This window comes from Pseudomonas sp. R38(2017) (assembly GCF_002112395.1).
Taxonomy (GTDB): domain Bacteria; phylum Pseudomonadota; class Gammaproteobacteria; order Pseudomonadales; family Pseudomonadaceae; genus Aquipseudomonas.
Genome location: NZ_NEHN01000002.1, coordinates 42436 through 64952, shown reverse-complemented (window position 1 = coordinate 64952; position 22517 = coordinate 42436). Strand labels below are relative to the sequence as shown.

26 protein-coding genes and 1 tRNA gene are annotated in these 22517 nt (G+C 57.8%); 9 read left to right on the top strand and 18 right to left on the bottom strand.

Features of this window, described 5'->3' with window-relative positions:
- Window positions 1-22: 22 nt before the first annotated feature.
- Entirely contained in the window at window positions 23-1351 is a 1329-nt protein-coding gene (locus CAF87_RS04005) for a D-arabinono-1,4-lactone oxidase (RefSeq protein WP_170929578.1), read from the bottom strand.
- A gap of 76 nt (window positions 1352-1427) precedes the next feature.
- The gene (locus CAF87_RS04000; protein ID WP_085731171.1) at window positions 1428-1781 is read right to left on the bottom strand and encodes a cytochrome c5 family protein; all 354 of its coding nucleotides are present in this window, start codon (window positions 1779-1781) and stop codon (window positions 1428-1430) included.
- Window positions 1782-2065: 284 nt separating this feature from the next.
- Between CAF87_RS04000 and CAF87_RS03995 the strand changes: the two genes are divergently transcribed.
- Both CAF87_RS03995 and CAF87_RS03990 read left to right on the top strand, forming a co-directional pair.
- The gene (locus CAF87_RS03995) at window positions 2066-3691 is read left to right on the top strand and encodes an NADP-dependent glyceraldehyde-3-phosphate dehydrogenase (RefSeq protein ID WP_085731172.1); all 1626 of its coding nucleotides are present in this window, start codon (window positions 2066-2068) and stop codon (window positions 3689-3691) included.
- A gap of 70 nt (window positions 3692-3761) precedes the next feature.
- A complete protein-coding gene (locus CAF87_RS03990; RefSeq protein WP_170929579.1) occupies window positions 3762-4802 on the top strand; it encodes an FUSC family protein in 1041 nt (346 codons plus the stop codon).
- A gap of 2 nt (window positions 4803-4804) precedes the next feature.
- Here the strand turns inward: CAF87_RS03990 and CAF87_RS03985 are convergent, their stop codons facing one another.
- Window positions 4805-5698, bottom strand: a complete 894-nt coding sequence (locus CAF87_RS03985; RefSeq protein WP_085731173.1) for a DMT family transporter — start codon at window positions 5696-5698, stop codon at window positions 4805-4807.
- Between the two features lie 139 nt (window positions 5699-5837).
- Here CAF87_RS03985 and CAF87_RS03980 point away from each other — a divergent pair, with 139 nt between their 5' ends.
- Together CAF87_RS03980 and CAF87_RS03975 are read left to right on the top strand one after the other, a co-directional pair.
- Window positions 5838-6275: an Lrp/AsnC family transcriptional regulator gene (locus CAF87_RS03980; protein WP_007955121.1), complete on the top strand. Its 438-nt coding sequence runs from the start codon at window positions 5838-5840 to the stop codon at window positions 6273-6275.
- A 39-nt stretch (window positions 6276-6314) separates the two neighbouring features.
- Window positions 6315-6641 carry a YceK/YidQ family lipoprotein gene (locus CAF87_RS03975; protein ID WP_085731174.1) on the top strand — a complete coding sequence of 109 codons (327 nt, stop codon included), beginning with the start codon at window positions 6315-6317 and terminating at the stop codon, window positions 6639-6641.
- Between the two features lie 64 nt (window positions 6642-6705).
- Here CAF87_RS03975 and CAF87_RS03970 read toward each other — a convergent pair whose 3' ends face one another.
- A complete protein-coding gene (locus CAF87_RS03970) occupies window positions 6706-7377 on the bottom strand; it encodes a Bax inhibitor-1/YccA family protein (RefSeq protein WP_027613775.1) in 672 nt (223 codons plus the stop codon).
- Window positions 7378-7499: 122 nt separating this feature from the next.
- Between CAF87_RS03970 and CAF87_RS03965 the strand changes: the two genes are divergently transcribed.
- The 3 genes from CAF87_RS03965 (at window position 7500) to CAF87_RS03955 (ending at window position 8497) form a co-directional block, all read left to right on the top strand.
- A tRNA-Ser gene (locus CAF87_RS03965) sits at window positions 7500-7587 on the top strand.
- A 210-nt stretch (window positions 7588-7797) separates the two neighbouring features.
- Window positions 7798-8007 (top strand): hypothetical protein, encoded by a 210-nt coding sequence (locus tag CAF87_RS03960; protein ID WP_085731175.1) that lies wholly within the window; start codon window positions 7798-7800, stop codon window positions 8005-8007.
- A gap of 76 nt (window positions 8008-8083) precedes the next feature.
- Window positions 8084-8497 carry a hypothetical protein gene (locus tag CAF87_RS03955; protein ID WP_085731176.1) on the top strand — a complete coding sequence of 138 codons (414 nt, stop codon included), beginning with the start codon at window positions 8084-8086 and terminating at the stop codon, window positions 8495-8497.
- A gap of 86 nt (window positions 8498-8583) precedes the next feature.
- Here CAF87_RS03955 and CAF87_RS03950 read toward each other — a convergent pair whose 3' ends face one another.
- The 4 genes from CAF87_RS03950 to CAF87_RS03935 all read right to left on the bottom strand — a co-directional run bounded on the left by CAF87_RS03950 (window position 8584) and on the right by CAF87_RS03935 (window position 11631).
- Window positions 8584-9063 (bottom strand): hypothetical protein, encoded by a 480-nt coding sequence (locus CAF87_RS03950; protein ID WP_170929570.1) that lies wholly within the window; start codon window positions 9061-9063, stop codon window positions 8584-8586.
- Between the two features lie 378 nt (window positions 9064-9441).
- The gene (locus CAF87_RS03945) at window positions 9442-10002 is read right to left on the bottom strand and encodes a fasciclin domain-containing protein (protein ID WP_085731177.1); all 561 of its coding nucleotides are present in this window, start codon (window positions 10000-10002) and stop codon (window positions 9442-9444) included.
- Between the two features lie 820 nt (window positions 10003-10822).
- Window positions 10823-11095: a hypothetical protein gene (locus CAF87_RS03940; RefSeq protein WP_085731178.1), complete on the bottom strand. Its 273-nt coding sequence runs from the start codon at window positions 11093-11095 to the stop codon at window positions 10823-10825.
- 116 nt (window positions 11096-11211) lie between these two features.
- Window positions 11212-11631 (bottom strand): Imm50 family immunity protein, encoded by a 420-nt coding sequence (locus CAF87_RS03935; RefSeq protein WP_085731179.1) that lies wholly within the window; start codon window positions 11629-11631, stop codon window positions 11212-11214.
- A gap of 346 nt (window positions 11632-11977) precedes the next feature.
- Here CAF87_RS03935 and CAF87_RS03930 point away from each other — a divergent pair, with 346 nt between their 5' ends.
- Both CAF87_RS03930 and CAF87_RS03925 read left to right on the top strand, forming a co-directional pair.
- On the top strand, window positions 11978-12742 hold the full coding sequence (locus CAF87_RS03930) for a hypothetical protein (protein ID WP_085731180.1): 765 nt from the start codon (window positions 11978-11980) through the stop codon (window positions 12740-12742).
- On the top strand, window positions 12727-13407 hold the full coding sequence (locus CAF87_RS03925) for an SOS response-associated peptidase family protein (RefSeq protein WP_085731181.1): 681 nt from the start codon (window positions 12727-12729) through the stop codon (window positions 13405-13407). Before CAF87_RS03930 ends, CAF87_RS03925 begins: the two co-directional genes overlap by 16 nt.
- On the opposite strand, the gene CAF87_RS03920 is transcribed toward CAF87_RS03925, so the two are convergent.
- The 10 genes from CAF87_RS03920 to CAF87_RS03875 form a co-directional block, all read right to left on the bottom strand.
- Window positions 13408-13638 (bottom strand): hypothetical protein, encoded by a 231-nt coding sequence (locus CAF87_RS03920; RefSeq protein ID WP_085731182.1) that lies wholly within the window; start codon window positions 13636-13638, stop codon window positions 13408-13410.
- 179 nt (window positions 13639-13817) lie between these two features.
- Window positions 13818-14324: a lysis system i-spanin subunit Rz gene (locus CAF87_RS03915; RefSeq protein ID WP_085731183.1), complete on the bottom strand. Its 507-nt coding sequence runs from the start codon at window positions 14322-14324 to the stop codon at window positions 13818-13820.
- Complete coding sequence (locus tag CAF87_RS03910) at window positions 14324-14746, bottom strand: cell wall hydrolase (protein WP_085731184.1); 423 nt, start codon at window positions 14744-14746, stop codon at window positions 14324-14326. Before CAF87_RS03910 ends, CAF87_RS03915 begins: the two co-directional genes overlap by 1 nt.
- A gap of 64 nt (window positions 14747-14810) precedes the next feature.
- The gene (locus tag CAF87_RS03905; protein ID WP_085731185.1) at window positions 14811-15230 is read right to left on the bottom strand and encodes a hypothetical protein; all 420 of its coding nucleotides are present in this window, start codon (window positions 15228-15230) and stop codon (window positions 14811-14813) included.
- Window positions 15231-15234: 4 nt separating this feature from the next.
- Entirely contained in the window at window positions 15235-16491 is a 1257-nt protein-coding gene (locus CAF87_RS29410) for a hypothetical protein (protein ID WP_218189717.1), read from the bottom strand.
- 56 nt (window positions 16492-16547) lie between these two features.
- Entirely contained in the window at window positions 16548-17273 is a 726-nt protein-coding gene (locus CAF87_RS03895; RefSeq protein WP_085731186.1) for a hypothetical protein, read from the bottom strand.
- A 9-nt stretch (window positions 17274-17282) separates the two neighbouring features.
- Window positions 17283-17579, bottom strand: a complete 297-nt coding sequence (locus CAF87_RS03890) for a hypothetical protein (RefSeq protein ID WP_085731187.1) — start codon at window positions 17577-17579, stop codon at window positions 17283-17285.
- Window positions 17579-21184: a host specificity protein J gene (locus tag CAF87_RS03885; RefSeq protein WP_085731188.1), complete on the bottom strand. Its 3606-nt coding sequence runs from the start codon at window positions 21182-21184 to the stop codon at window positions 17579-17581. The genes CAF87_RS03890 and CAF87_RS03885 overlap by 1 nt, the downstream gene beginning before the upstream one ends.
- 58 nt (window positions 21185-21242) lie before the next feature.
- Window positions 21243-21839 carry a tail assembly protein gene (locus CAF87_RS03880; RefSeq protein WP_085731189.1) on the bottom strand — a complete coding sequence of 199 codons (597 nt, stop codon included), beginning with the start codon at window positions 21837-21839 and terminating at the stop codon, window positions 21243-21245.
- Between the two features lie 57 nt (window positions 21840-21896).
- On the bottom strand, window positions 21897-22241 hold the full coding sequence (locus CAF87_RS03875) for a hypothetical protein (RefSeq protein ID WP_085731190.1): 345 nt from the start codon (window positions 22239-22241) through the stop codon (window positions 21897-21899).
- Window positions 22242-22517 lie beyond the last annotated feature (276 nt).

Here is a 22517-nt window from a genome sequence, read left to right as displayed (position 1 = left end):
AAATTACGTCGATTGACCGCCATCAGCTCACCCCCAAAATCGACGACAGATGCCCGTTGAGAAACTTGCCGCTCGGGTCCAGCGCCTGGCGCACCTGAATGAATTCCTGCCAGCGCGGATAGAGCGTTTGCAACGTGCGGGCGTTGAGCGTGTGCAACTTGCCCCAGTGCGGGCGGCCGTTGTACTTCCAGAAGATCGGCTCGACGGCGGCGAAGAAGTTGTGGTGGTCCATCTGGTAATGCTGGTGGACCGAGATCGAGCAACTGTCGCGACCTTCGAACATGCTCAGCGGAATGTCGTCGGCCTTCACATAACGGTATTCGATGGGAAACCAGGTGCGCAGGTCCTTGTCGCGGATCAGTTTGAGAATCTCGCGCAGGCACGCCGGGCCGTGTTCGGCGGGCACCGAATATTCCATTTCGTTGAAACGCACGGTGCGCACGTTGGCGTAGATGTCGAACGAGTCGCCCACCCGATCTTCGAAACTCGCCAGATGCCGCAGGCTGTTGAGCAGCGAACTGCGCAGGCCCGGGAAATCGCTGCCGTACTTGTCGATCTTCTCGATCAGGGTCACGAACTCGTTGCCGCCCTCCTCTTCGGGCGGGATCGGTGGCGTGGCCGGGTCGGTGGTTTCGTTGAGAGCGATGGACAAGGCGTAGTCGGAATGGGTGACGACGAGCATTTCCCAGTGCTGGTTTTCCGATGTGTTCTTGTCGATGTCTTCCAGCAGTTCTTCGGTCTTGGCGATCCACTGGCGTTCACGCAGGCGATAGGCCGGGCGGTTTTGCAGGCGGATTTTGGTCGCTACACCCAGCGCGCCGAGGGACACCCGGGCGGCGTTGAACACTTCGGGATGACGCTGGCTGTCGCAGTCCAGCACCTCACCGCTGGCGGTCACCAGTTGCATGCCGCAGACGTGGGCGGAATAGGACTGGAAGGTTTTGCCGGTGCCGTGAGTCGAGGTGGAAATCGCTCCGGCGAGGGTCTGGTAGTCGATGTCGGCCATGTTTTGCAGGGCCTGGCCGACGTCCTTCAGGGGCACGCCCATACGCGACATCGGCGTGCCGGCGGCGAATTCGGCTTGCAGGGTTTTCGGATCGTGATCGAGCAGGCCGTTGAAGTAGCTCAGCGACAGCAACGTGCCGTCGGTGGGCACCAGTGCGCTGAAGGAATGCGCCGAGCCGACCGGACGAATCTTGCCCGGTGCCTGCCGGATCACCGCCGTCAGTTCATCCAGATTCTTCGGCGCCACCCGCGCCGCCGGCAGGCAACTCTGGCCGCCCGACCAGTTGCGCCACGGGATCAACCGGGGTGCGCGCATCAATTGGCCCAAGGCCGGATTCGTCGCCAGCGCACTGAAAGCGCCGACGATGCTTGCCCGTTGCAACAGCTGACGTCGAGTCAGATCCATCGTCATGCGCGCACCCTTATTGTGGCAGCGGCTGATCGGCCATGAAGCCGATCAACTGGAGGAATTGTTCTTCCGAGCATTCGACGCACTGGCCCATCGGCGGCATGCCGTTGTAGCCGTTGATGGCGTGGTCGAGCAGCGTGTCGGCGCCCTGCTGGATGCGCGGCTCCCAGGCCTTGCGGTCGCCGGTCAGCGGCGCATTCGCGGCGGGGTTGGCGTGACAGAGCTGGCAGCTGTTGGCGTAGATCTGCGCCAGCGCCGGGTCTTTGGGAATGGCGTTGTTGGTGCTGGCCGGGGGTTTGGCGTCTTCGCCGCAGCCTGACAGCGTCAGGAACAATGGCAGCAGTAAAGTGAATCGGCTTGCCCGCATAACAATCCTCGCGTGTGGCATCACTTATTGTTGTGATCACACCTTAAGGCAGCGATGCCAGGACGTTGAGGGCATTGCGGGCCAGCGAAGGGGGCATCCGGGGCCAGTCGGGTTCCCTCAGGAGTCGGGCACTCCTGTAGCGTTCGCGGTGTCGCTACCCCTCTGCCCTGCCCCTCTGCCATGCGCCTTTGAGTGACATTCGCGTGACATTTGCGGGTTTAAATTTCGGCGCATTCAGGCGTATAACCGTTACAGACTTTTTCAATGACACGCGGGGTAGCGACATGACCACAGCAAACATCCTTGGCAACCTGTTCCCTTCTGTCAGCGACATCCCGGAAAAATACCGCCTCGACAGTCAGGTCGAGCAACGCGAATACCTGGTCGATGGCGAGTTGCGCCGCTGGGACGGCCCGCTCGCTACCGTGCGCAGCCCGGTCTATCTGCACGGCGAAAACGGCGACGAACAAGTGATTCTCGGCAGCACGCCGCTGCTGGACGCCGACACCGCCCTCACCGCCCTCGACGCCGCCGTCCGCGCCTACGACCGGGGCCAGGGCCTGTGGCCGACCATGCGCGTGGCCGAACGTATCCAGCACGTCGAAGCCTTCCTCGGGCGCATGCGCCAACAGCGCGACGCCGTGGTGAAACTGTTGATGTGGGAAATCGGCAAGAACCTCAAGGACTCGGAAAAAGAGTTCGACCGCACCTGCGACTACATCGTCGACACCATCAATGCGCTGAAAGAACTCGACCGTCGCTCCAGCCGTTTTGAACTGGAACAGGACACCCTCGGCCAGATCCGCCGCGTTCCGCTTGGCGTAGCGCTATGCATGGGCCCTTACAACTATCCGCTGAACGAAACGTTCACCACGCTGATTCCGGCGCTGATCATGGGCAACACCGTGGTGTTTAAACCGGCCAAGCTCGGCGTCCTGCTGATCCGTCCGCTGCTCGAAGCCTTCCGCGACAGTTTCCCGACCGGCGTGATCAACGTGATCTACGGCAGCGGCCGCGAGACCGTCAGTGCGCTGATGGCCAGCGGCAAGATCGACATCTTCGCTTTCATCGGCACCAACAAGGCCGCCAGCGACCTGAAGAAGCTGCACCCGAAACCGCACCGTTTGCGCGCCGCGCTGGGGCTGGATGCGAAGAACCCCGGCATCGTCCTGCCGGAAGTCGATCTGGATAACGCGGTGAGTGAAGCGGTTACCGGCTCACTGTCGTTCAACGGGCAGCGCTGCACCGCGCTGAAAATCCTGTTTGTGCATGAGGATGTGGTCGAGAGTTTTATCGAGAAAATCAACACCAAACTGGCCAGCCTCAAACCGGGCATGCCGTGGGACAACGGCGTATCGCTGACACCGCTGCCGGAGTCGGGCAAGGTCGATTATCTGCATGGGCTAGTGGCCGACGCGCAAAACCATGGCGCCCAAGTGGTCAACCCGAATGGCGGCGAGTCGCGGGAATCGTTCTTCTATCCGGCGGTGCTGTACCCGGTGACGCCGCAGATGCGCGTGTATCAGGAAGAACAGTTCGGTCCGGTGGTGCCGATCGTGCCGTACCGTCACCTCGACACCGTCATCGACTACGTGCTGGAATCGGACTTCGGCCAGCAACTGAGCATCTTCGGCACCAACCCGGTAGCGGTCGGTCGTTTGGTCGACACTTTCGCCAACCAGGTCGGGCGGATCAACCTCAACGCCCAGTGCCAGCGCGGCCCGGACACCTACCCGTTCAACGGCCGCAAGAACTCCGCCGAAGGCACGCTGTCGGTACACGATGCGTTGCGGGTGTTTTCGATCCGGACGCTGGTGGCGACCAAGTTCCAGGAGCCCAACAAGGACCTGATCAGCGAAATCATTCGCGGGCGGGATTCGAATTTCATCGCCACCGATTACATCTTCTGAGGAGGAATCACCGCTGAGCACTTTCAGCCCTCACCGCTGGCCGCCGCTGTTGCGGCGGATTCTGCGGCCGCTGTTGCGGCGGATTCTGCGGCCGCTGCTGGATCCGTACCGTCGCTACCGGCATGCACGGTTGATTCATGCGGTGCGGGTAGCACTGGGACTGCTCGCGACAATCCTGCTGACCACCGGCATCAACCTGCCCCACGGCGAGTGGGCGTCGGTGACCATGCTGGTGGTGATCGGAGGTTTGCAGCACCACGGCAACATCGGCAAGAAAGCCGCCGAACGCGCCACCGGCACCTTGATCGGTGCCGGCGTCGGTCTGTTATTAGTGGCTCAACAGGCCTGGCTGGGGATGCCGTGGCTGACTTATTTTGCGATGGCGGTGGTGTGCGGATTCTTCTCGTATCACGCTATCGGCAAGGGCGGCTACACCGCCCTGCTCTCGGCCATCACCGTCTTCATTGTCGCCGGGCATGGCGACAACCCGATCACCGACGGGCTGTGGCGCGGGGTCGATATCCTGATCGGTATCGCCCTGGCCCTGGCCTTTTCCTTCGCCCTGCCGCTGTACGCGGTGTATTCGTGGCGCTACAACCTGGCCGACGCGTTGCGCGATTGCGCCACCGTGTACGGGCGAATCATCAGCGGTGAACCGGTTTCGGCCGATGAACACTTGAAACTGATGGGCCGGTTGAACACGGTGATGGTGCAATTGCGCTCGCTGATGCCATCGGTGTCCAAGGAGGTGAAGGTCTCGATGACCGAACTGGACGCGATCCAGCGCAACCTGCGAATGTGCATCAGCACCCTGGAAATCCTCGGCAATACCCGTCCGGACACCAACGACCCTGAAGCCATGGCACACCTGCAATCGGCGTTGAAGGCCGAGCACCGGGAGATCCGTGTGCAACTGATCGGTATGGCACGGGCCTTGAAAACCGGTGCAACCCTGCGTCTTGGGCGCCCGCTGGAATTGCCGGACGCCAGCCTCGACGCCCCGGTCTACAGCCCGTTGGATGGCTACCGTCTGCTGACCCGGCAACTGGCGTCCAACATCGGCGAAATGCGCCAGCGTCTGGCGAAAACCGCACCGCGCTGGAACATTTGAGGTTACTGCGCCGCCAGACGCCGCGACTTGAAGCCCCAGCCCTGTTGCATGCCGGCGGCAGCCAGCAGGATCGCCGCCACCCCGATCCATTGCAGGGTTTGCAGTTGATGGCCGAAGGCGAACCAGTCAACGAAAATCGCCGCAATCGGATAGATGAACGACAGTGCGCCGGTCAGTGCGGTCGGCAGTTTCTGGATCGCCCCGTAGAGCAACACATACATCAGACCAGTGTGGACGATGCCAAGCGTCACCAGGCTGGCCCAGGCACTCGGTGCCTGCGGCAGCGCTGAAAAATGCGCGAACGGCGCGAGCAGCAGCACGCCGGTGCAGACCTGGATCAAGGCAATCAGGTGTGGCGGCGTGCCGGTCAGGCGCTTGATGATCAGCGCAGCGATCGCGTACAGAAACGCCGCCCCCAGTGCCAGTGCGATCCCCATCAGGTAATCATTGCCGCCCTCGCCCTGCCCGCCGTGGGCACTGACAATGGCCAACATTCCCATAAACGAAATCGCCAGCCAGAACAGTTTTTGCAGAGTAATCTTCTCGCCAAGAAACAGGGCAGCCAGTCCTACCAGCATGAACGGCTGCACGTTGTATACCGCCGTACCGATGGCAATCGAGGCCCGTGAATAGGAGGCGAACAGCAGCACCCAGTTGCCAACAATCGCCACGCCGCTGAGCACGGCCAGCAGGAACGTGGTACGGGTCAGGATGTCCGGGCGCAAAAAACCGAAAGCGGCGCAGATCAGCAACAAGGTGCCGGCGCCGAATACGCAGCGCCAGAACACCACGTCCAGCACCGGTTGCCCGGACACCAGCACAAACCAGCCGATCGTCCCGGATATCAGCATGGCAGCGGTCATTTCGAATGAGCCGCGACGGATTGTTTTGTCCATCATCAATCTCCTTAATGTGTGGCAAAAGTATGCCAAGCGAGACCGGAGGTTCTCCAGCGCAAAAAGCAGGCTAAACTCGATTTCTGCCTTTTTTATCAAGGGTGATTTGCGTTATTCGCCTAATGCGGGAGTTATTTGTATGACCGACGATATCGACCAGATCTTGATCGGGGCCTTGATGGAAGACTCCCGGCGTTCGCTCAAGGCCCTGGCGCAGATCAGCGGATTGTCTTCACCAAGCGTGGCCGAGCGCTTGCGCCGATTGGAAGAGCGCGGAGTGCTCAAGGGCTACACCGTGGAGATCGATCCGAAGTGCTTCGGCTACCAGTTGCAGGCGATTGTCCGCGTGCGGCCATTGCCGGGGCAGTTGCAGGAAGTGGAGCGGCAAATCATGTCGATTCCCGAGTTCACCGAATGTGACAAGGTCACCGGCGAAGATTGCTTTATTGCCCGCCTGCATGTGCGGTCGATGGAGCAGTTGGATACCTTGCTCGACCGACTCAATACGCTGGCCGAAACCAACACCGCGATCGTCAAGAAGACCCCGGTCAAACGACGATTGCCGCCGATGGCGTGAGCGGCGCAGATTGTTTTTTTCCAGCGAAGGATTCGCGGCATGAAAATTCGGGTGGTGATACTGGCGGCATTGATGCTGACAGGTTGCGGAACCATACAGACCGTGGCGCTCAGCGATAAAACGAACGTCGATCAGTTGAAGGCGAAAAAAACCTACTGCGGTGCCGTACCGCGCATCTATAGCGGCGTGACATACGACTTCTGCATGCTTCACGCCGAAAAACCGGATGACGTCGATGCGTTCAATTACAAGAACCCGTCCCTCGGGCTGGTGGTTGACGGAGCCGTTTCCGGGGTGCTGGATACGTTTCTGCTGCCCTATACGATTTACAAGCAACACGCCGATGGCAGCATGATCATCAACTGATCACGTTTTTGCAGACAACAAAAAACCCGCTTTCGCGGGTTTCTTGTTTATAGCGGTGTAGCAATCAGTCATCGCGGCTCATGATGCCGAAGATCTGCAACAGGCTGATGAACAGGTTGTAGATCGATACATACAGGCTGATGGTCGCCATGATGTAGTTGCGCTCGCCGCCGTGGATGATGGCGCTGGTCTGGAACAGAATGCAGACCGACGAGAACAGCACGAAACCTGCGCTGATCGCCAGTTGCAGGCCGCTGATCTGGAAGAACATGCTCGCCAGCGTCGCACCCAGCAACACGAAGAAACCGGCGGTGATGAAGCCACCGAGGAAGCTCATGTCCTTGCGGGTGATCAGCACATAGGCCGACAGGCCACCGAACACCAGTGCAGTCATCGCGAACGCGGAGCTGACCACTTCAGCGCCGCCCTGCATGCCCAGGTAACGGTTGAGGATCGGGCCGAGCAGGAAACCCATGAAACCGGTCAGGGCAAACGCCGACACCAGGCCCCAGGCCGAATCACGGAGTTTGTTGGTGAGGAAGAACAAACCGTAGAAACCGATCAGCACCACGAAAATATTCGGGTAGCCGACGCGCATCTGCTGGGCCACGAAAGCCATCACACCGCTGAAAGCGAGGGTGAGCGCCAGCAAGCCGTATGTGTTGCGCAGGACGCGGCTAACCTCTAGCTGCTCAGCCTGCACGCTGTTGTGAACTGCGTAATCCTGTTCGCGCATGGCGACACTCCTGTTGGTTTGAAACGTTCAGTCGCAAAGATCATAACAGACGCTCTGTAACAAGCCATGCACAGAGTTTGACAGTGTGTTTCATTCAGGTATTATGGCGCCCGCAACGCAACGGAGGTGTGGCCGAGTGGTTTAAGGCAACGGTCTTGAAAACCGTCGACTGTAACAGGTCCATGAGTTCGAATCCCATCGCCTCCGCCATATTTGATACGACAAAGCCCTGATTATTCAGGGCTTTGTCGTTTCTGGCGTTTACGAAAATTTCTGCCTTTCGATATGTGTTCCATAACTTTTGTGGGCGCGTTCCATAACTCCGACCGATTTCTCCCCTCTCCGGCGTCCTGCCAATCGTTAAACACTCTTCATGTAACACGGTGCTACGCTGATGCCTTGGCTGACAAGGAAACCAAAATGCCCAACTCCGACCTCCTCCCTTCCCTGCTCTTCAAGATCAACGAAAACCAACTCGCACTCGAAGCCGCCATCATGGAACTGTCCAACTGGGTCGAGCAGCGCGGATCGGCTGATGTCGCCGAGAACGTCCGCGGCGCACTCTGGACGATGGACAAAAACGAAGAGTTCATCAAGATGACCCTGGCTGTTTTGATGGCGCCAGACTGACCGCTTTCGGCCAAAAGCAGTCATCGCGACGATGCCGTACGATACACGCCTACCGGTAGATCATTAGGGCTTACCCATGCAATTTCATGGTTTCGAATTCGGGCATATTGAGGTTGAGATTCAAAACCGTGCGTATGACCTTCATAACTTCTACCAAGCCAGCACCATTAATTACGACATCATGGATAGGTCGGCTGTACTCATCTTTACTCGACGGACTGAAGCCTGGGTGCCGACCGAAGAAGCACACAAGATTACTATCAGCTTCCATGAGGTCGATTACTTTTCATCAAGTGGGCGGAATGATTACCCAATCGATGGCGACGATAGTGTTATTCATTCGATCGGAGCCGTGGAGTCCAACGCAGAGACACAGGCCTTTTACCTGACAGATCACATCCAACCAGATCATCATCTTGTCATGTGCTTCGAGTCTGGTCTTACATTACGAATACAGGCCGCTGAAGCACGATGCAAAATCGATTTTTAAACGGCAAAAATTTAGAAAAGGGGACAGAAAAGGGGACGGATTTATTTTCCAGAATGGGAAGTTCAGCTCGATCACCCGCTCTTGGGTCACGCTCTACCCATTTCCTCATACGAAGCATCGACGAACATGATGTGTTCATCGCAAGCCGCTTCAGTTACATCCCGGATTATTTCAGCAAGAGTATCAACATCCAACCCCTGAGCTTCGATGCAGGCCAGGCGTCCGGGTGACCAATCTATGACAGAGCACTGTGGATACTTCCCTAGCAGTGCGGACAGGGCCTTCTGAGGCTGCTCTTTGCAGGTGTACATGAAATCAAAGTACGGGGCGCTGGTGTCCTGAAGCGAGTACACCAGAGCCCAAGCATTTGATGGACCGGAAAAGTACATCGTGACGTAACGATGTGCCCATTCTGGCCCGCCATGTTTGATGAGGCGAAGTACTTCGACGATTGAATGACAATCGGGGATTCGGATCATGCGATGAGGGTCAAACGTTCGGCCAGGCACAGGTTGGACTGCTACTTTACTGAGCAGAAATGCAGTCATTCTTGCTTTCTTATTCATCGTATTGTCTCGAGTTCGAATGTCCGCTTTTGGCCGAAAGCAGCCGCTCGTGAGCAGGTCACTGGGATCATTAACTCAGGCGCGTTCTTACCCGTTTAGGTGACCTTCCCCACAGAGTTACTGAGGTGAAGATGACTACCAGTGCAAATGAGTAGGGTCCATATCTTCCATCAAATTCGAGCCCCCACATGATCAACAGACCCAGTACGCAGAAGATGCACAGTATTTGGGTGCTGTAGACGATAGAAGCAGTCGAAATATTTTTCATAATTCAACCTCGAAGACGCCTGGCTCTACTCTTCGAAGAATAGCTGAGCAAGGCCAGTGTCCTTCACCAAAAATCGGAGCCGCTCTATTTTTTCCGCCAGCTCGCATCACCTACTTCGGCATCAAAACTGTATCGACGACGTGTATGACGCCATTAGACTGCATGACATCGGCGATGGTAATGGCTGCTTTACCGCCTTTAGCGTCCTCCACCCACAATTTGCCATCGTGAAGCCAGACAGTCAGAGGTTCCCCCTGAACGGTGGTCAGCATGACTTTGCCACCATGCATTTTGGCGTCCCCCATCAGTTGCTTGGCGGTATGAGTACCAGGCACCACATGGTAGGTGAGGATCTTGGTCAGATCTGCTTTGTGCTCGGGCTTGACCAGCGTGTCGACTATTCCGGCCGGCAACTTGGCAAAGGCCTCATTGGTAGGAGCGAAGACGGTGAACGGACCTTTGCTGTTGAGCGTATCGACCAGTCCGGCGGCTTTGACAGCCGCAACAAGCGTCGTGTGGTCTTTAGAGTTGACGGCATTCTCTACGATAGTTTTGTTTGGATACATGGCTGCCCCGCCAACCATCACGGTATCCGCAGCAAAGCAAAGGCCGGCGTTGAAGCATAGAAGGGTAAAGCAGGCAATCGCAAAGCGTTTGATGAGCATGTGCATGATGCATCTCCTGGATCATTCGACCCTTCTTATGAGGGGTGACAGATTTACGTAGGAGACTCCAAACTGGATGCACATCTTTAAAAATAAACTTTCAACCCGGTTTTGATAGGCGCCATTGAGCGGCAGCTTCTGGCCGATTGCTGACTGTCACGGAGGTCTGCAATCGGCAAAAAGCAGTCACTGCCAATGGTTAACCATCGCGAAATCATCCACTAAACTAATGCGGACACCCACCCAGGAGACATTCTCTCCATGCAAAGCTCGTCTTTATTGGCGTGTCCCTCCTGCTCCTCAAAGTTGAGTCGAACGGCGCAACGGCGCATGACTCCTTTTTTGGGGGAGTTTCCCGTAGTCCCGTGTGTTTCTTGTGGGGCACCTTTGCGATGGCATGTGGCTCTTCATCGCAGACTTCGGGTTGGCGGGATGATCTTCCGGCTCGGGGTCTGCGGCATTGCTATAGCATTGCCGTTTGTTTTCCTATTGAGCAAAAATCACTGGGCAATAGTTGTCACGGGGGGCAGCATCATACTTTCATTCGTTGGGATACTTGTCACCGCAACCCGGACAGTTACCCCTTTCGTTGAAGTCATAGAGGGCGATGCAGCAACGCGTTGATGACTGAACGAGAGAATGGGGACAGATTTTTATGAAAAATATATCTGTCCCATTTTTTGGTCGTCTCATTTTTGATTTCAAGTGGTGATGATTGCCGAGCTAGCGGTGAATCAGGCGCGGGATCACATCGAAGTCGCCTAACCGGTCGGTGGCTGCTTCTACAGCGCGACTTGTGTGAGATGCCTGGCGCCCGTTCAGCATTTCAGAATGCTGCATCATGAGCGTCCATGGCTTGCGTCAGGCTCGGATACCATTCACTTCGCTCGCTCGGTGAAGTCTCGATGAACAACTCAATCAGTTGGCGATCAAGGAAGAGCTGCACAGCGTCGTCCAACGGCAGGCTATAAAAGTCAGCGCTTTGCACCGCGTACTGTGTAGTCTGGAGATTTAAGAAACAAACGTATCTCACGGCCCTCGAATCGCTCAGCCGACGCCAGGTGATGATCTGCTGATAGGAGTCACCCAAAAATCCCATGTTTATTACCCTCCGTGTGCTGCGGCGCAGCAAGTGAAGGTATAGCAGTTGATTACCCACCTCTGGTTCTGGCGGTGCACAGGGTTTTGGGAGTTAAGAAGAATGGCGCCGGATCATTAATCTAAAAGGTTCGTCAATTCGCCAACTGCGACTGTGGTGCAGCGGATGGCTCCGCCAAAACCCCAGATCGAAACCAGTTCTGCAACGATTGATGAATCCTGCAAACGATTGAATTTAATTGAATCGAGTACGTTCTGTTGGTTGAAGTCCTTCAGCGACAAATCCTGGAGACCATTGAATATCAGTTCAATCAGTAAGCTTTTGCGACAACCGTATTCAAAGTCCGCTTCACCCGCACCCACCACTTCATACTCACGATAATGAATGCAGAGCTTTGCGACGGTATCTGTGTCGGCTTGATGAAATGGCCGCGACACCGAAAACGAAATGACTTCCGCATCGTGAAACGATGGCCAGAAACCAATGTTGCCAATCACAAGCCCTGCTCCCTGTATCAACTCTTCTGCGGCGCCCATGGCTTGCCTCTCAAATGAAATCGTTGACAGATTTTAGAAGAGAAAAGAGGACGACGTCGGCTTGGGCGTGGCGACTGTCGGGAGAGAGGTCAAAGACATGAGAAAAGGGACTGATTTTTTCTGATGAAGTGCCGCGCCTGGACGGATGCGGCCACCTGCGAATGTCTGCATATGGTCAGAAGCGGTCAGCCATGAGCGTCCGCTTTTGGCCGTTAGCTGTCGCTTGCACACGTCCGCTTTTGGCCGGAAGCAGTCACATGACTGCAGCTCGTCGCCTCACCCTCGCCCACGTTACCCGGCCTAGATTACTGTACATGCATACAGCTTTTGTACAGTGAATCTTTCCATGAATTTCGATCAAGCCAAATTTCTCCGGCTCCAACAATGGCGCGCGACTCTCGATGACCAGGACTTTCGCATGCAGAACCCGGAGGCACACCGGGAAACGCTTCATCAAATGGCTGCCGCCCTGCATACAGAGGGACTGATCGACCAGCTTGAGCAGTTCGATATGAACGAGATGGCAGACGCTGCCTACTGGCATTCTGTCGAGGAGCTGCAAAACTCGCCGGGCCAGTACCGAGGAGCGTCGACCTACAATGTCGTTCAGATCGACACCGGAAGGCTGCTTGGCAAAATCAACCGGTCGATATTCAACTTCGAAAGCGACGAACCACGCGGCGCCTCCTTTACCTACGACGGCAAGGTTTACTCTGGCGCAGACGGTGTGCGGCTGACCTTGGGGCTTTCCCGGAACATTGGGACAATCTCAGGCCTGATGCTGGAATTGAACGGGCGCCTGTATCAGCTAGTTGAAACCGAACGAGTCGTTCGCGGTGTTGATTACAAGCCAATGGATGATCCATACGCTTACCGCGCTCTGGTTGATGTTGCGCAAGTCGCCCAGGAAGAGCGCGACCTACACGCCTTTGAAAAGGTGCGCCCTCACATCGAGTCGGCGGCTTTTTGCATGTGCCCCACCTGCCTCGATCGATTTGATGCGCGTGATGACTGCCCAACTTGCACCGGAAAAGGTTTTGTGACGAAGTCGGCACCGACGGGTCTACGCTGGAGGAACCATGCGAGGAACGGGCAATGTGTGGACGACTAACCCAGTACAGCGGCATTCACGACTTCGTAGCGGCGCTCAGCATGCCCAACGCTCTGGTCAACTCGACCGGCGAGCAACCGCTCGAGCGCTACAACGCCGCGCCGACAGCGCAGCTCGCCCTCTTCCATCAGGAAGGACAGTTCCTGCACGCCGACATGGTTCGCTGGGGATGGCGCCCACACTGGGCGAAGGATCGCGCCGCGCCGATCAATGCTCGAGTGGAGAAGGTCGCACACGGTCCGTTCTTCCGTGCCATCTGGCCGCACCGGGCAATCATCGCTATCAACAACTGGTTCGAGTGGGTCGACGAAGGCGGACCGAAGAAACAGCCCTACTTGATCCGGCACCGGGATGGCTCGCCTATTCTGTGTGCTGCGATAGGCCAATACCCGAATGAGGAACACGCCCCAGGTGAGCACGACGGCTTTGTGATCATCACAGCCGACAGCGCTGGGGGAATGGTCGATATCCACGACCGAAGGCCTGTGGCATTGTCGCCTGAACTCGCTCGGGAATGGTTGGATCCGGCCACGCCGAAAGAACGCGCCGAGCAGATGGTGCTGCATCAGGGCGAAGCGACAGAGGTGTTCGAGTGGTTTAAGGTTGATCGGGCCGTGGGGAATGTTCGGAATCAGGGCCCGGATCTGATAAAACCCGTCGATTGATCAACTGTACGTCAGCGTTTTCAAGCGCTCCACCAGCGCGGCCTCAAAAATGATGTACAGCCTTTCCGCATCGCCGGACCGCAAAGCCCCGCCGGTTTCCAGCCCAAGCACGAAGCCATCCGCCCGTGCTCCTGCCTTTACAGCGATGATCATCGAATCAGCCCGGACAATCTGCGCCAGCAGCCGATCCGCCTCTCTTTGCATCTTCTCGCTCAGCACTACACCTTCCACAACCGTAACCCTTCATATTCAGCGCGACATCCAGTACATCACCAACAAAACGACCGTCACCCAACTGAGGGTCAATAAAAACGAAAGCCCTGCAAGTCGCTTGTCCACGTACATAACGCCATCATAAAAAAAGAATGATGGTTCACGACTTCCCCCTTCGCAAGCATGGCGCAGGGCCATCAATGGCGCAGGTTTCGCACATAGTCCTGGCACGCCTGCAACGCGATCAATCCACGGTCGCCGGTGTCGGTGATGGCGATAATTCGTTGAGCATGCGCCGGGTCAAGTCGGGCTCGTACGGCTGCATGATCCACGCCGCCGGGGCCGGCGGTGGCTGGCACACCGCAGCCTTTGGCAGTGTCGTTTGCGTCGAGGAGGACTGACAACCGCAAATCAGAAGTGGCAAGGCGATCGCGCAGGCGATCTTGGTCACGTCGGGCATCGGCCATTTTCCTGAAGTGGGTTTGCTCGCTGGTCGCCAGCCGCTGCTCGAGCGCCAGACGCTTGTCCTGCTCGGCCTGCTGCGCGGTCGCCGCGGCCAGGGTCAGTTGATTGAGGGTTTCGGCGTGTTGCCGCGCTTGCTCGGCCAGTATGCTGCCGTAGCGCCAGTCCTGAAACTGCCAGGCACTGCCGGCGCCGACCAGCACCAGCGCCAGCGCGCCCACCGTTTTCCACGGCACGACCATCACGGCACATCCCGGAAGAACACGTGCCCGCCCAACTTGAGCGTCTGCTTGGCCTTCGCCGCCCAGGCCGGCGCTTTGATGCTGGTGGCGTAGTAGTGAGTGGCGCCGCCGGTGGGATCCGGCACCTTGCCGTCGATCACCTGGTCTGCAGCGATGCGACATTGCGCCAGCTCACGGAATGGGATCTCTTTCACGCCGATCAGGAATTGATAGTTCGGGTCGGTCTTATTCCAGCAGCTGAACTGGTACGGTTTCTGGCACACGCCGGCGTAGCCCTCACCCCACCACGAATTCGTCTTCCCGTCGAACACGCGGTTGCGGATCGTCCAGGCCACGGCGATCTGCCCGGCAGTTCCCTCCCCACGGGCCTCGCCCCACAGCGTGCGGGCGAGTATGTCGCGGTCTTTTTCGGTTACAGGCATCACTATTCTCCAGGCAAAAAAATACCCGCTCGATGGCGGGTTGCGGTCTGACGCGGCGATCAACTCAAGACTGGGTTGCTCGGGCCACGGTGGTTTCTTCGTTGTACGGCTCAGGCTGCTCTGGCCACGCCGGTTCCGTCGGCCAGACAGGCAGCCCAGTCACGCGGCCCAACAGAACGCGGTATTTCTTCCATGCCGCCAGCGACGCTACCCGCAGCGGCTTCTCGTCGACCTCCTCGGGCAGCGCGTAATCACCAGCGATCGCATCATTTATTGCGTCGACCCGGCTTTGCAGCGCAGTGACTTGAGCGGTTGCAAGGCGCGTTCTGGCGTTGAGAATCGCCGTGGTGTCGCGCAGGAGTTCCTGCTCGGCGATGGCATCAATCAGGGACTGTGGAATTTCTTCGACGAAGGTTTCGCCCTCCAGCAGTTCCATTTCTGGGTTGATCGCCCGCCAGCCAGTGGGCGTAATTGCGTAAGGCATATCATCACCTGTCGAAGTAGTAGCCGAGTGAATAGCAGTTGGCGCTTCCGCCACCGGCTGCGCTGTAAGTAATGGTGCCGTCTGAGGCAATCGGGCAGCGACCATTGAAAATGGCACCCGGCGGCACGAATACCATCCATCCGGACGCGATCGGCGTGCCCGCATCAGAGGGGGTAAATTTCACCGAGACGGTTCCGACGTTTTGCCAAGCCGCCTCCAACGTGTGCGCCGTAACCGGTGCGATGGTGCGCGTATTGAATGCCGCGACCGAGGTCCCACCGCTGAGCAGGCGGAATGTGGTGCTTTCCGGATTGGCCACCGTGTACATGATCGAGCTGTCGGCCAGGCGATGGGCAAACTGATAAGCACCCGCTGCGTTGGTGTTGATCAGAATCGAACCGATGTACCGGCGAGAGTTGTCATTTGTTTTCTGATGCGCTTGGTTGTAATACCGCGCCGGCGCGGCGGTGGTGGACTGCTCAATAGCACCAGCATCGGTAAGGTACAGGTGGATGAAAGTGTTGACCGCCCCCACCGTCATCGGGCTGATCGTTCCTCCAGCGTAGGTAACAACCTTGGCCACTGACGGCACGTACGCGCTACCCGGGCGGATCGCGATACTCGTTCCTGACACCCAGACCAGGCTTAGACCTTCGATAAAGCCCAGCGCGCCGCCGATCCCGCCCTGTTCTCGAGAAAGTGGTGTAGTGAGCCCGGACAGAGAGGTAATGTCGGAGTTCTGCCCTTTGCCGGCCTTGCTGAATTGCAATTTCGCCAAGGCAGCGAGAACCGTGTCGGTCGCAACAACAGCAGATGCCATGTTCGGCAGCGTGAACCCAGTCAGGATTGCAGCCCTTACTCGCGCGTCGGTGTAATACTTGTTCGTCTCCCCCTCTGGAAGACCGTCAGCATTCGTCAGGTTCAATGAGTTGCGCACACCGGCGAGGGTTGGGTCTAAGCCCAAGACTGCCAACACTCCCCCAAATTGATTCTTCAAGCCGTTGAAAGCGTCGGCCAGTAATTTCGGATAGCCCTGCACCGGCATGATCGCGTAGGAAGATCCGCTTACGGTCGCGCCTTTGTAGGCGGGTATGATCGATAGCTGGGTCGGGCTCGCGATGTTACCGATCTCATAATTCAGTCCATCAGGCCCAATAAATGCGTCACCAACACGGGCGTTGGCTACGAAATCCGCATTCGTACCAACGACCGTCGTTGAGCCGCTGGTGACTGCGACTATTCCCCCTCGGAGCCAAGGCATAGTGTTTCCTTTTTTGTCGATAACAAAACCCGCTGAATGGCGGGTTGTTTGGAGATTTACAGGGGACGCATGGGTCTAGCGGCGAAAGTTGTTCTGCCGTTCTTGGCAGTGCCACCCTCGGAACTCACCATTGCCCCCACGTAACCATTAAGTGTTGAGCGCACTCCCGCATGAAATCCGCAAGGCGTCTGCAGCGTGGTATTGCCGTTGTAAATTTTTCCACCAAGAAGCGTGGAGGCGAGAAAGTAATCGTCATAGGAGCCCGTCCATGGCATTTGACATCCACTCCAATAAATTCCGGAAACCTCCCCTCCTCGATTGTCCACGGTCCAGCCTTCGTTGATGGGAAATCCCGTCATGACAAGTAGATTGTCGGCCCCCACGAAAATTTGCTCGTTAGCGGCATTGCGCAGGCGCAGGTCGTACGCGCTCGCGGGCGATGTGGACCGGAACGTCGCAACAAGCCAGCGACCGCTGCAGTCAGACGCATTGAACGGTGTCATCAAGTGCAGTTGGAAGCGGAATCCCGTCCAGTTGCCTGGCCCACCCAACTGCACCAACGAGTGGTACATGCCTTGGTTGGTTGGGTTGAGGAAAACATGCGGCGCCTCGCTGGTGGTTATGGGGGCCGGGTAAGTAATGACCGCCTGGGTAATCGTCACAGGAGCGCTCGGCGGTTTGCCGATGGTATAGGTGCCCGATGCGGCAACGTTCAGCACCCTGTTCTCGCTATCGATTTGAAAGAAATTCTGTCCGTTGCGTGACCTGAATCCGTAGTCCATGCCCCCCTCCTATTGGTAAGTCAGGATGAAAATGTTGAGCACCATCCCTTGCCCACGCCGAACTCGTAGCTGGCCCGTCGACCAGAAGACCGCAGGCAGGACGGAGGTTTCATCTGTTGGATTCGGCAGAGTCACACAAACGAACGACTGCGAAGTGATCTCCGGCATATCGATGAAGCTGGTGAAGTTACTGGTGATGGGAGGGACGGTGATCTGTCTTGTCACAATCGACCGAATGGTCATGACTGACGTTTCCAGTGTTACCCGCCCAGCAGCGTCCCTTGTCCTCGCGCCGTAGTAGTCCATTACGTCATCTTCCCTAGCGCGGCGCGCTCGATGTAGTTGAGGTCGTAGACGTATATCCCGTTGTTGTTCAGGAGCGTGTAGCCGCTGTCAGACTGACCACGCAGCGTGAACGTCCCTGCCGGAATGTTGATCTCCAAAAGCGGCAGGCCCTGATTGTTGAGCGCGGCTGACCTCAACGTCATGCCGAGCACCAACTCCTTGATGAAGGCTTGGCTGATGATTGCCGTATTCATGAACACTTGGCCGCCCTGAACCACGAACGGCGCGATCATCTGCCCACTGACCTCATCCAGAATCGCAAAGCGCTGGGCGAACGCAAGGATCTGCGACTCCTGCTGCTCGCCATCTACGCCAATAGCCAAGCCAGCCATGACGGTCCTTCCGCCCACGGTGGTGGACGTTTTGATCGTTGTCAGCGCTGAGACCTTACCGTTCAAGCCAGCAACTACGGTGCTGACCGTCTCGGCCTTTGCTGTGGCGTCATTTGCTTTCGCGGTGAGGGTGTCGATCCTCTGAGCCGTCGCTTCCTTGTCGGTCGCCACAGCAGTCGCCAGAGAGGTAACATTCGCAGCGTTGGTCTCCACGGCAGCATCAAGCATCGTGATTCTGGTAGCAGACGCTCGGTTTTCCTCCGCCCTAACTTTGTCGTTGTTCACGATGCTGGCTGTGTTTTGCCAGCCGTGAAGCGCATCGGCCATTGCGCCCGTTCCGTCATCTTCACGCCAGGCAGCCTGCAGCGCCTGCATCGTCGATGCCTGCGCCGAGACCTTGCCATCGAGGGTTTCAATCTGCGTGCTGTGCTGTTCGACTTGCAAGGCTAAGGCATTGGTGGTCTCAGCAATCGTTCCCATGTCATACCAGAACTTAGGGTCCGGTGGTGCCGTACCGACCGGCACAGCCTTGATCGCCGAGAATAGACGACCATCGAGCCTCACCACTTCACCTATGCTGTACGGCTTGGTCGGGTCATATGCCATGGCGTCGGTAATTTCGCTGATCAGGTCCTGCAGTTCCTGCTTAGCCTGCTCCAGTCGCTCATTCACTGAGCCTTCACCGTCACCGGAAATCTTCCCGATTTCCTCAAGCAGCTTTTGGCCGAGCGACGACTCCTGAATTTTTCCGAGAAAGTATTTCTCGTATTCGGACTGGTCGATGCTCACCTGCCCGTTGACCCCGTTCGCCGCTGGAAACCAGGGGCCAACATTGCCAGTTCGGTCGACCAGGCGCGCCCAGAAGAACAAGCTGGTACCCGGAACGACGTTCTGCATTTCGTGATTTGCTTGTGGGTAGGCGAAGTCTGCCAACTTCACGGCACTGGCGAGGTCGTTGGTCTTGTTGTTCCATATCTCGGTGCGCTGAGTATCTTCCGCACCAGGTGGAAAACCCCACTCAACGCCAATGCCGTAGACCTTGCTGACGGTACGCAGGAACGATACCGCCGGCGGCAGCCCCTCCTTCCCTTTCAGGTTGGTGAGGATCGAGTTACGCCATTGTGACGAGATATCGAACGCACTCACCGCGCGGACCCGCGCTACGTAGGCACCGGCGTAGATGCCGACCACATCGACGTTGGTCATGCCAGTGCGCTGCAGCTTGATCCAGTTGCCGCTGTCCTTGCGCCATTCAACGTCATAGCCCACCGCGCCATCCACGGCGGGCCAGCTGATGGTCATGGTGGCCACGGCCAGGCCCTGCACGACCGACGACGTCGACGTGAGGGATACGCTGGCCGGCGCCGGAACGACGGTGATCGGAATCACGCTGATCGGCCGTTCTTCCAGGCGCGCACCGGTATCGATGTGAGCGAATTTGCTCGGCTCGAACTGCAGGGCGGTGATTTCGAAGTCGCCCTCGGTGGTGCGCTTGGTGCGCAGCACGCGATACAGCGGGATCGCCAGATCATCGGCGTCGAGCGCCCATTGCAGTTGCGCGACTGGTGGCTCGCTGTAAGCGACAGTCACCGTTACCGCGCGGCCGTTGACGCTCTGCACGGTGCGGCCCTCGGCGCGGCCGCCCGGCAGGTTGATGATCAACCGGTCGCCGGCCTTGGCCTGGGTATCGCGATCGAGCGTGACGACGCGGCCAGCTGCTGACGAGATCCGCCCGCCGACCTCCCGCCCGGCCAGCAGTGAGTCCGCCACCGGAATGATGTGGCCCGGCAGCGGAATAACGCCCTCCATACCGGTCTTGAACGATACGGTGCGGTCTTGGTTGTTGCTCAAGATCGCCCACTTGCCACGGCGCTGGGCCTCGGAGGCGCGGGTGCAGCCAATGGCGCTCAGCTCGGTCGGCCGGTCGCCGTAGCGGCGCTGAAGTTCCAGGTCAGCGAACGGTATGACGTCGGTGTCGTAGTTGTTCGCTGGGTTGTCGTAGCTGACCAGCGCCCGGGTGTACCGGGTTTTCGCCGAGGCGCTGCCGTACGAAAATTTGCCGTCGATCACGTTGGCCCGGGTGAAGACGTAGTCGAAGTCCTGCGCGCGCGGCATGTCGGCCTGCATCACCAGCTGGCCTTGCGCCCAATACGTCATGCCTCGATAAATCGCCGAGATATCGCGCAGCAGCGACCAGGCGTCGGCCTTGCCCTGCAGGTTCATGTCGCAAAGGAAGCGCGGCTCCTGACCGCCGAGGCCGTTCGGCACCAACTGATCGCAATACTGCGCGATCCGGTACAGCTCCCACTTGTCGACCATGAACGGCTTGATGCGCTTGCCGAGGCCGAAACGGTCTTCGGTGCAAATGCCGTAGGTGATCCACGCCGGATTGTTAGTCCAGGCCGATTTCATCGAGCCGTCCCACGTCCCAGTGTAGGTGCGCTGAATCGGGTCGTAGTTGCTCGGCACCATCCAGCGCCGTGCCTTGCACTTCACGGTCACCGCCGGGATGTTGGTGAACTGCTCGGCGTCGAACTCGATATAGACCAGTGCGGTATTCGGATAGCGCAGCTTTGCGTCGATGATCTCGGTGATGCCAGCGATCAGCATGGTGTCAGCGATCTTGTTGCTGTTCTGGTTCGGCGTCAGGCGGCGCACGCGGATCTGCCAGCCAGTAATAGCCGTCGGCAAATCAACCCGGACCGAGCGCTCGTAGCGTGTTGTGGTCTTGCCGTCGACAGCATCGGGATAAACCTGCTGATAGGCGCCGCCGTCGGTGGCCACGTCGATCGCATACTCGATGCGGTAACCGCCGATATTGCCTTGGTCGTCAGACCGTTGCAGTGCCGGCCACGCGAAGCGCATACGTACGGCGGAAAGCTGGATGTTGGTGATCGAGCGCACCCACGGTGCATCGCTGCGCAACTCAACGTTCAACGAGGTCTCGTTTTCCACGGCCGGAATGCCCGGGATGTAGGTCTGATCCACGGAACCCGGGCGCCAGTCCCATTTCACGTTCGGGAAGTTGTAGTTGCCACTGGCATCGCGGATCGGCGTGTTGTCCAGGTAGATGTCGTAATCGGTTGGCACGCCATCAAACTCACCTTCACCCACGGCGATCAGGATTTTCGCCAGATTGGTCGAGCGCAGGCTGTCGCTGGCTTCGACCGGCGATTTCGGCTTGCTGCTGCCGCCCTTCTCGCCGTGGATCTCGATCTGTTGCGCTGCGCCCATGCTTTCCTCCAGGCATAAAAAAACCGCCTCGCGGGCGGTTGGTGTGTTGCTGTCCTGCTTACACTTTGTCTTCAGCCAGGATCGAGGCCGAGATGATCATCCCGCCCCACCGGCGCTCTCCGATGCAGATCGGCACCGGGTTGCCGCTGGCCGTGGTGTTCTTGGCGCTCCCGAAGGCGTAGGACGGTGCGTTTTCGGGGGATGCGCTTTGCTTCAAGCCTGAGGCTTGAGGGCTGAGCATTTGGATCACGCCGCCGGCAGTCATTGCCAGACCAGCCGAGAACAGAGATGGACCAGCGCCGCCGGCAAAAAATGATGCGGCAATCAGTACGACGCCGATGATTGTTTGAAGTACGCCAGCGCGCTTGCTTCCTGAAATCACCGGTACAATTCGAATTTCCTGAGCGCCCCCGAGTGCAAAATCTTTTTCGCCCACATTTTTCCGATTTCGGAAGATCGCGAATCGCATACCGCGCCGATCCAGATCCTTGATCGCCGCTTCAAACCCGTCGATTGTGCATTTCAATGCCTGGACCGCTTCGCCAACCGATTTACTGCCAAGCTCTCGGTAATGCACGCGTCCGAATAGCCTTGCCAGCGGGCCAGATAAAAGAATGGTGGTCATTGATGGTTTAGAAATTGCTGCGGCCGCCATGGGCTATCTCCTGACGAAAAAAAACCGCCAACTGGCGGTTTTGAAAAATTGCTCGGTTTACAGGCACTCGCGAACTGCTGCCTCAAGTGCCGCGCGGCCCCACATTTTTGACCACGGCAAGCGCTGGTACAGTGCGACTTTGCTGCCTGTTCCAGCGCCGGAAACTTCAAGAACCTCATCGGTCATCATGTCAGTAGCAACGACCAGCCTATAGCCGTTCTCTGTCTCAGACATGGTCGAAGTCGAGCGCTGCTCCTGCCACTTCGGGAATACGCACAGAGCGTACTTCTTGGCCGATTTATTGGTGGATGCGCTGATGGTCGGATCGTTCTTCTTCACATCTCCGGGCGACGAGCACCCCGCCAACAGCGCTACCGCCAGCGCTCCTACGATCAGTTTCATGCAGGTCACTCCTGTGGGAAAGGATGCACTGTAGCGCGGCACTGTCCGGGCATCCAGTGTGGACGAAAGCCCAGTAACCACGCTTGATCACCACGTAGTAGCTTTGTGCCTCATTTCTAACCAGGCAGGATTGAAAATGGCGCTATATTCGAGTGGTACAGAGAAATACCTCTCCAAGGAACCTGGCTCGCTTCTCGGTAGCGCACTATGGAACACGCTTTATGACACCGGCAGCGTGGTCCCAGCATCAGGCATATACCGTTGCGAGGGATGCGG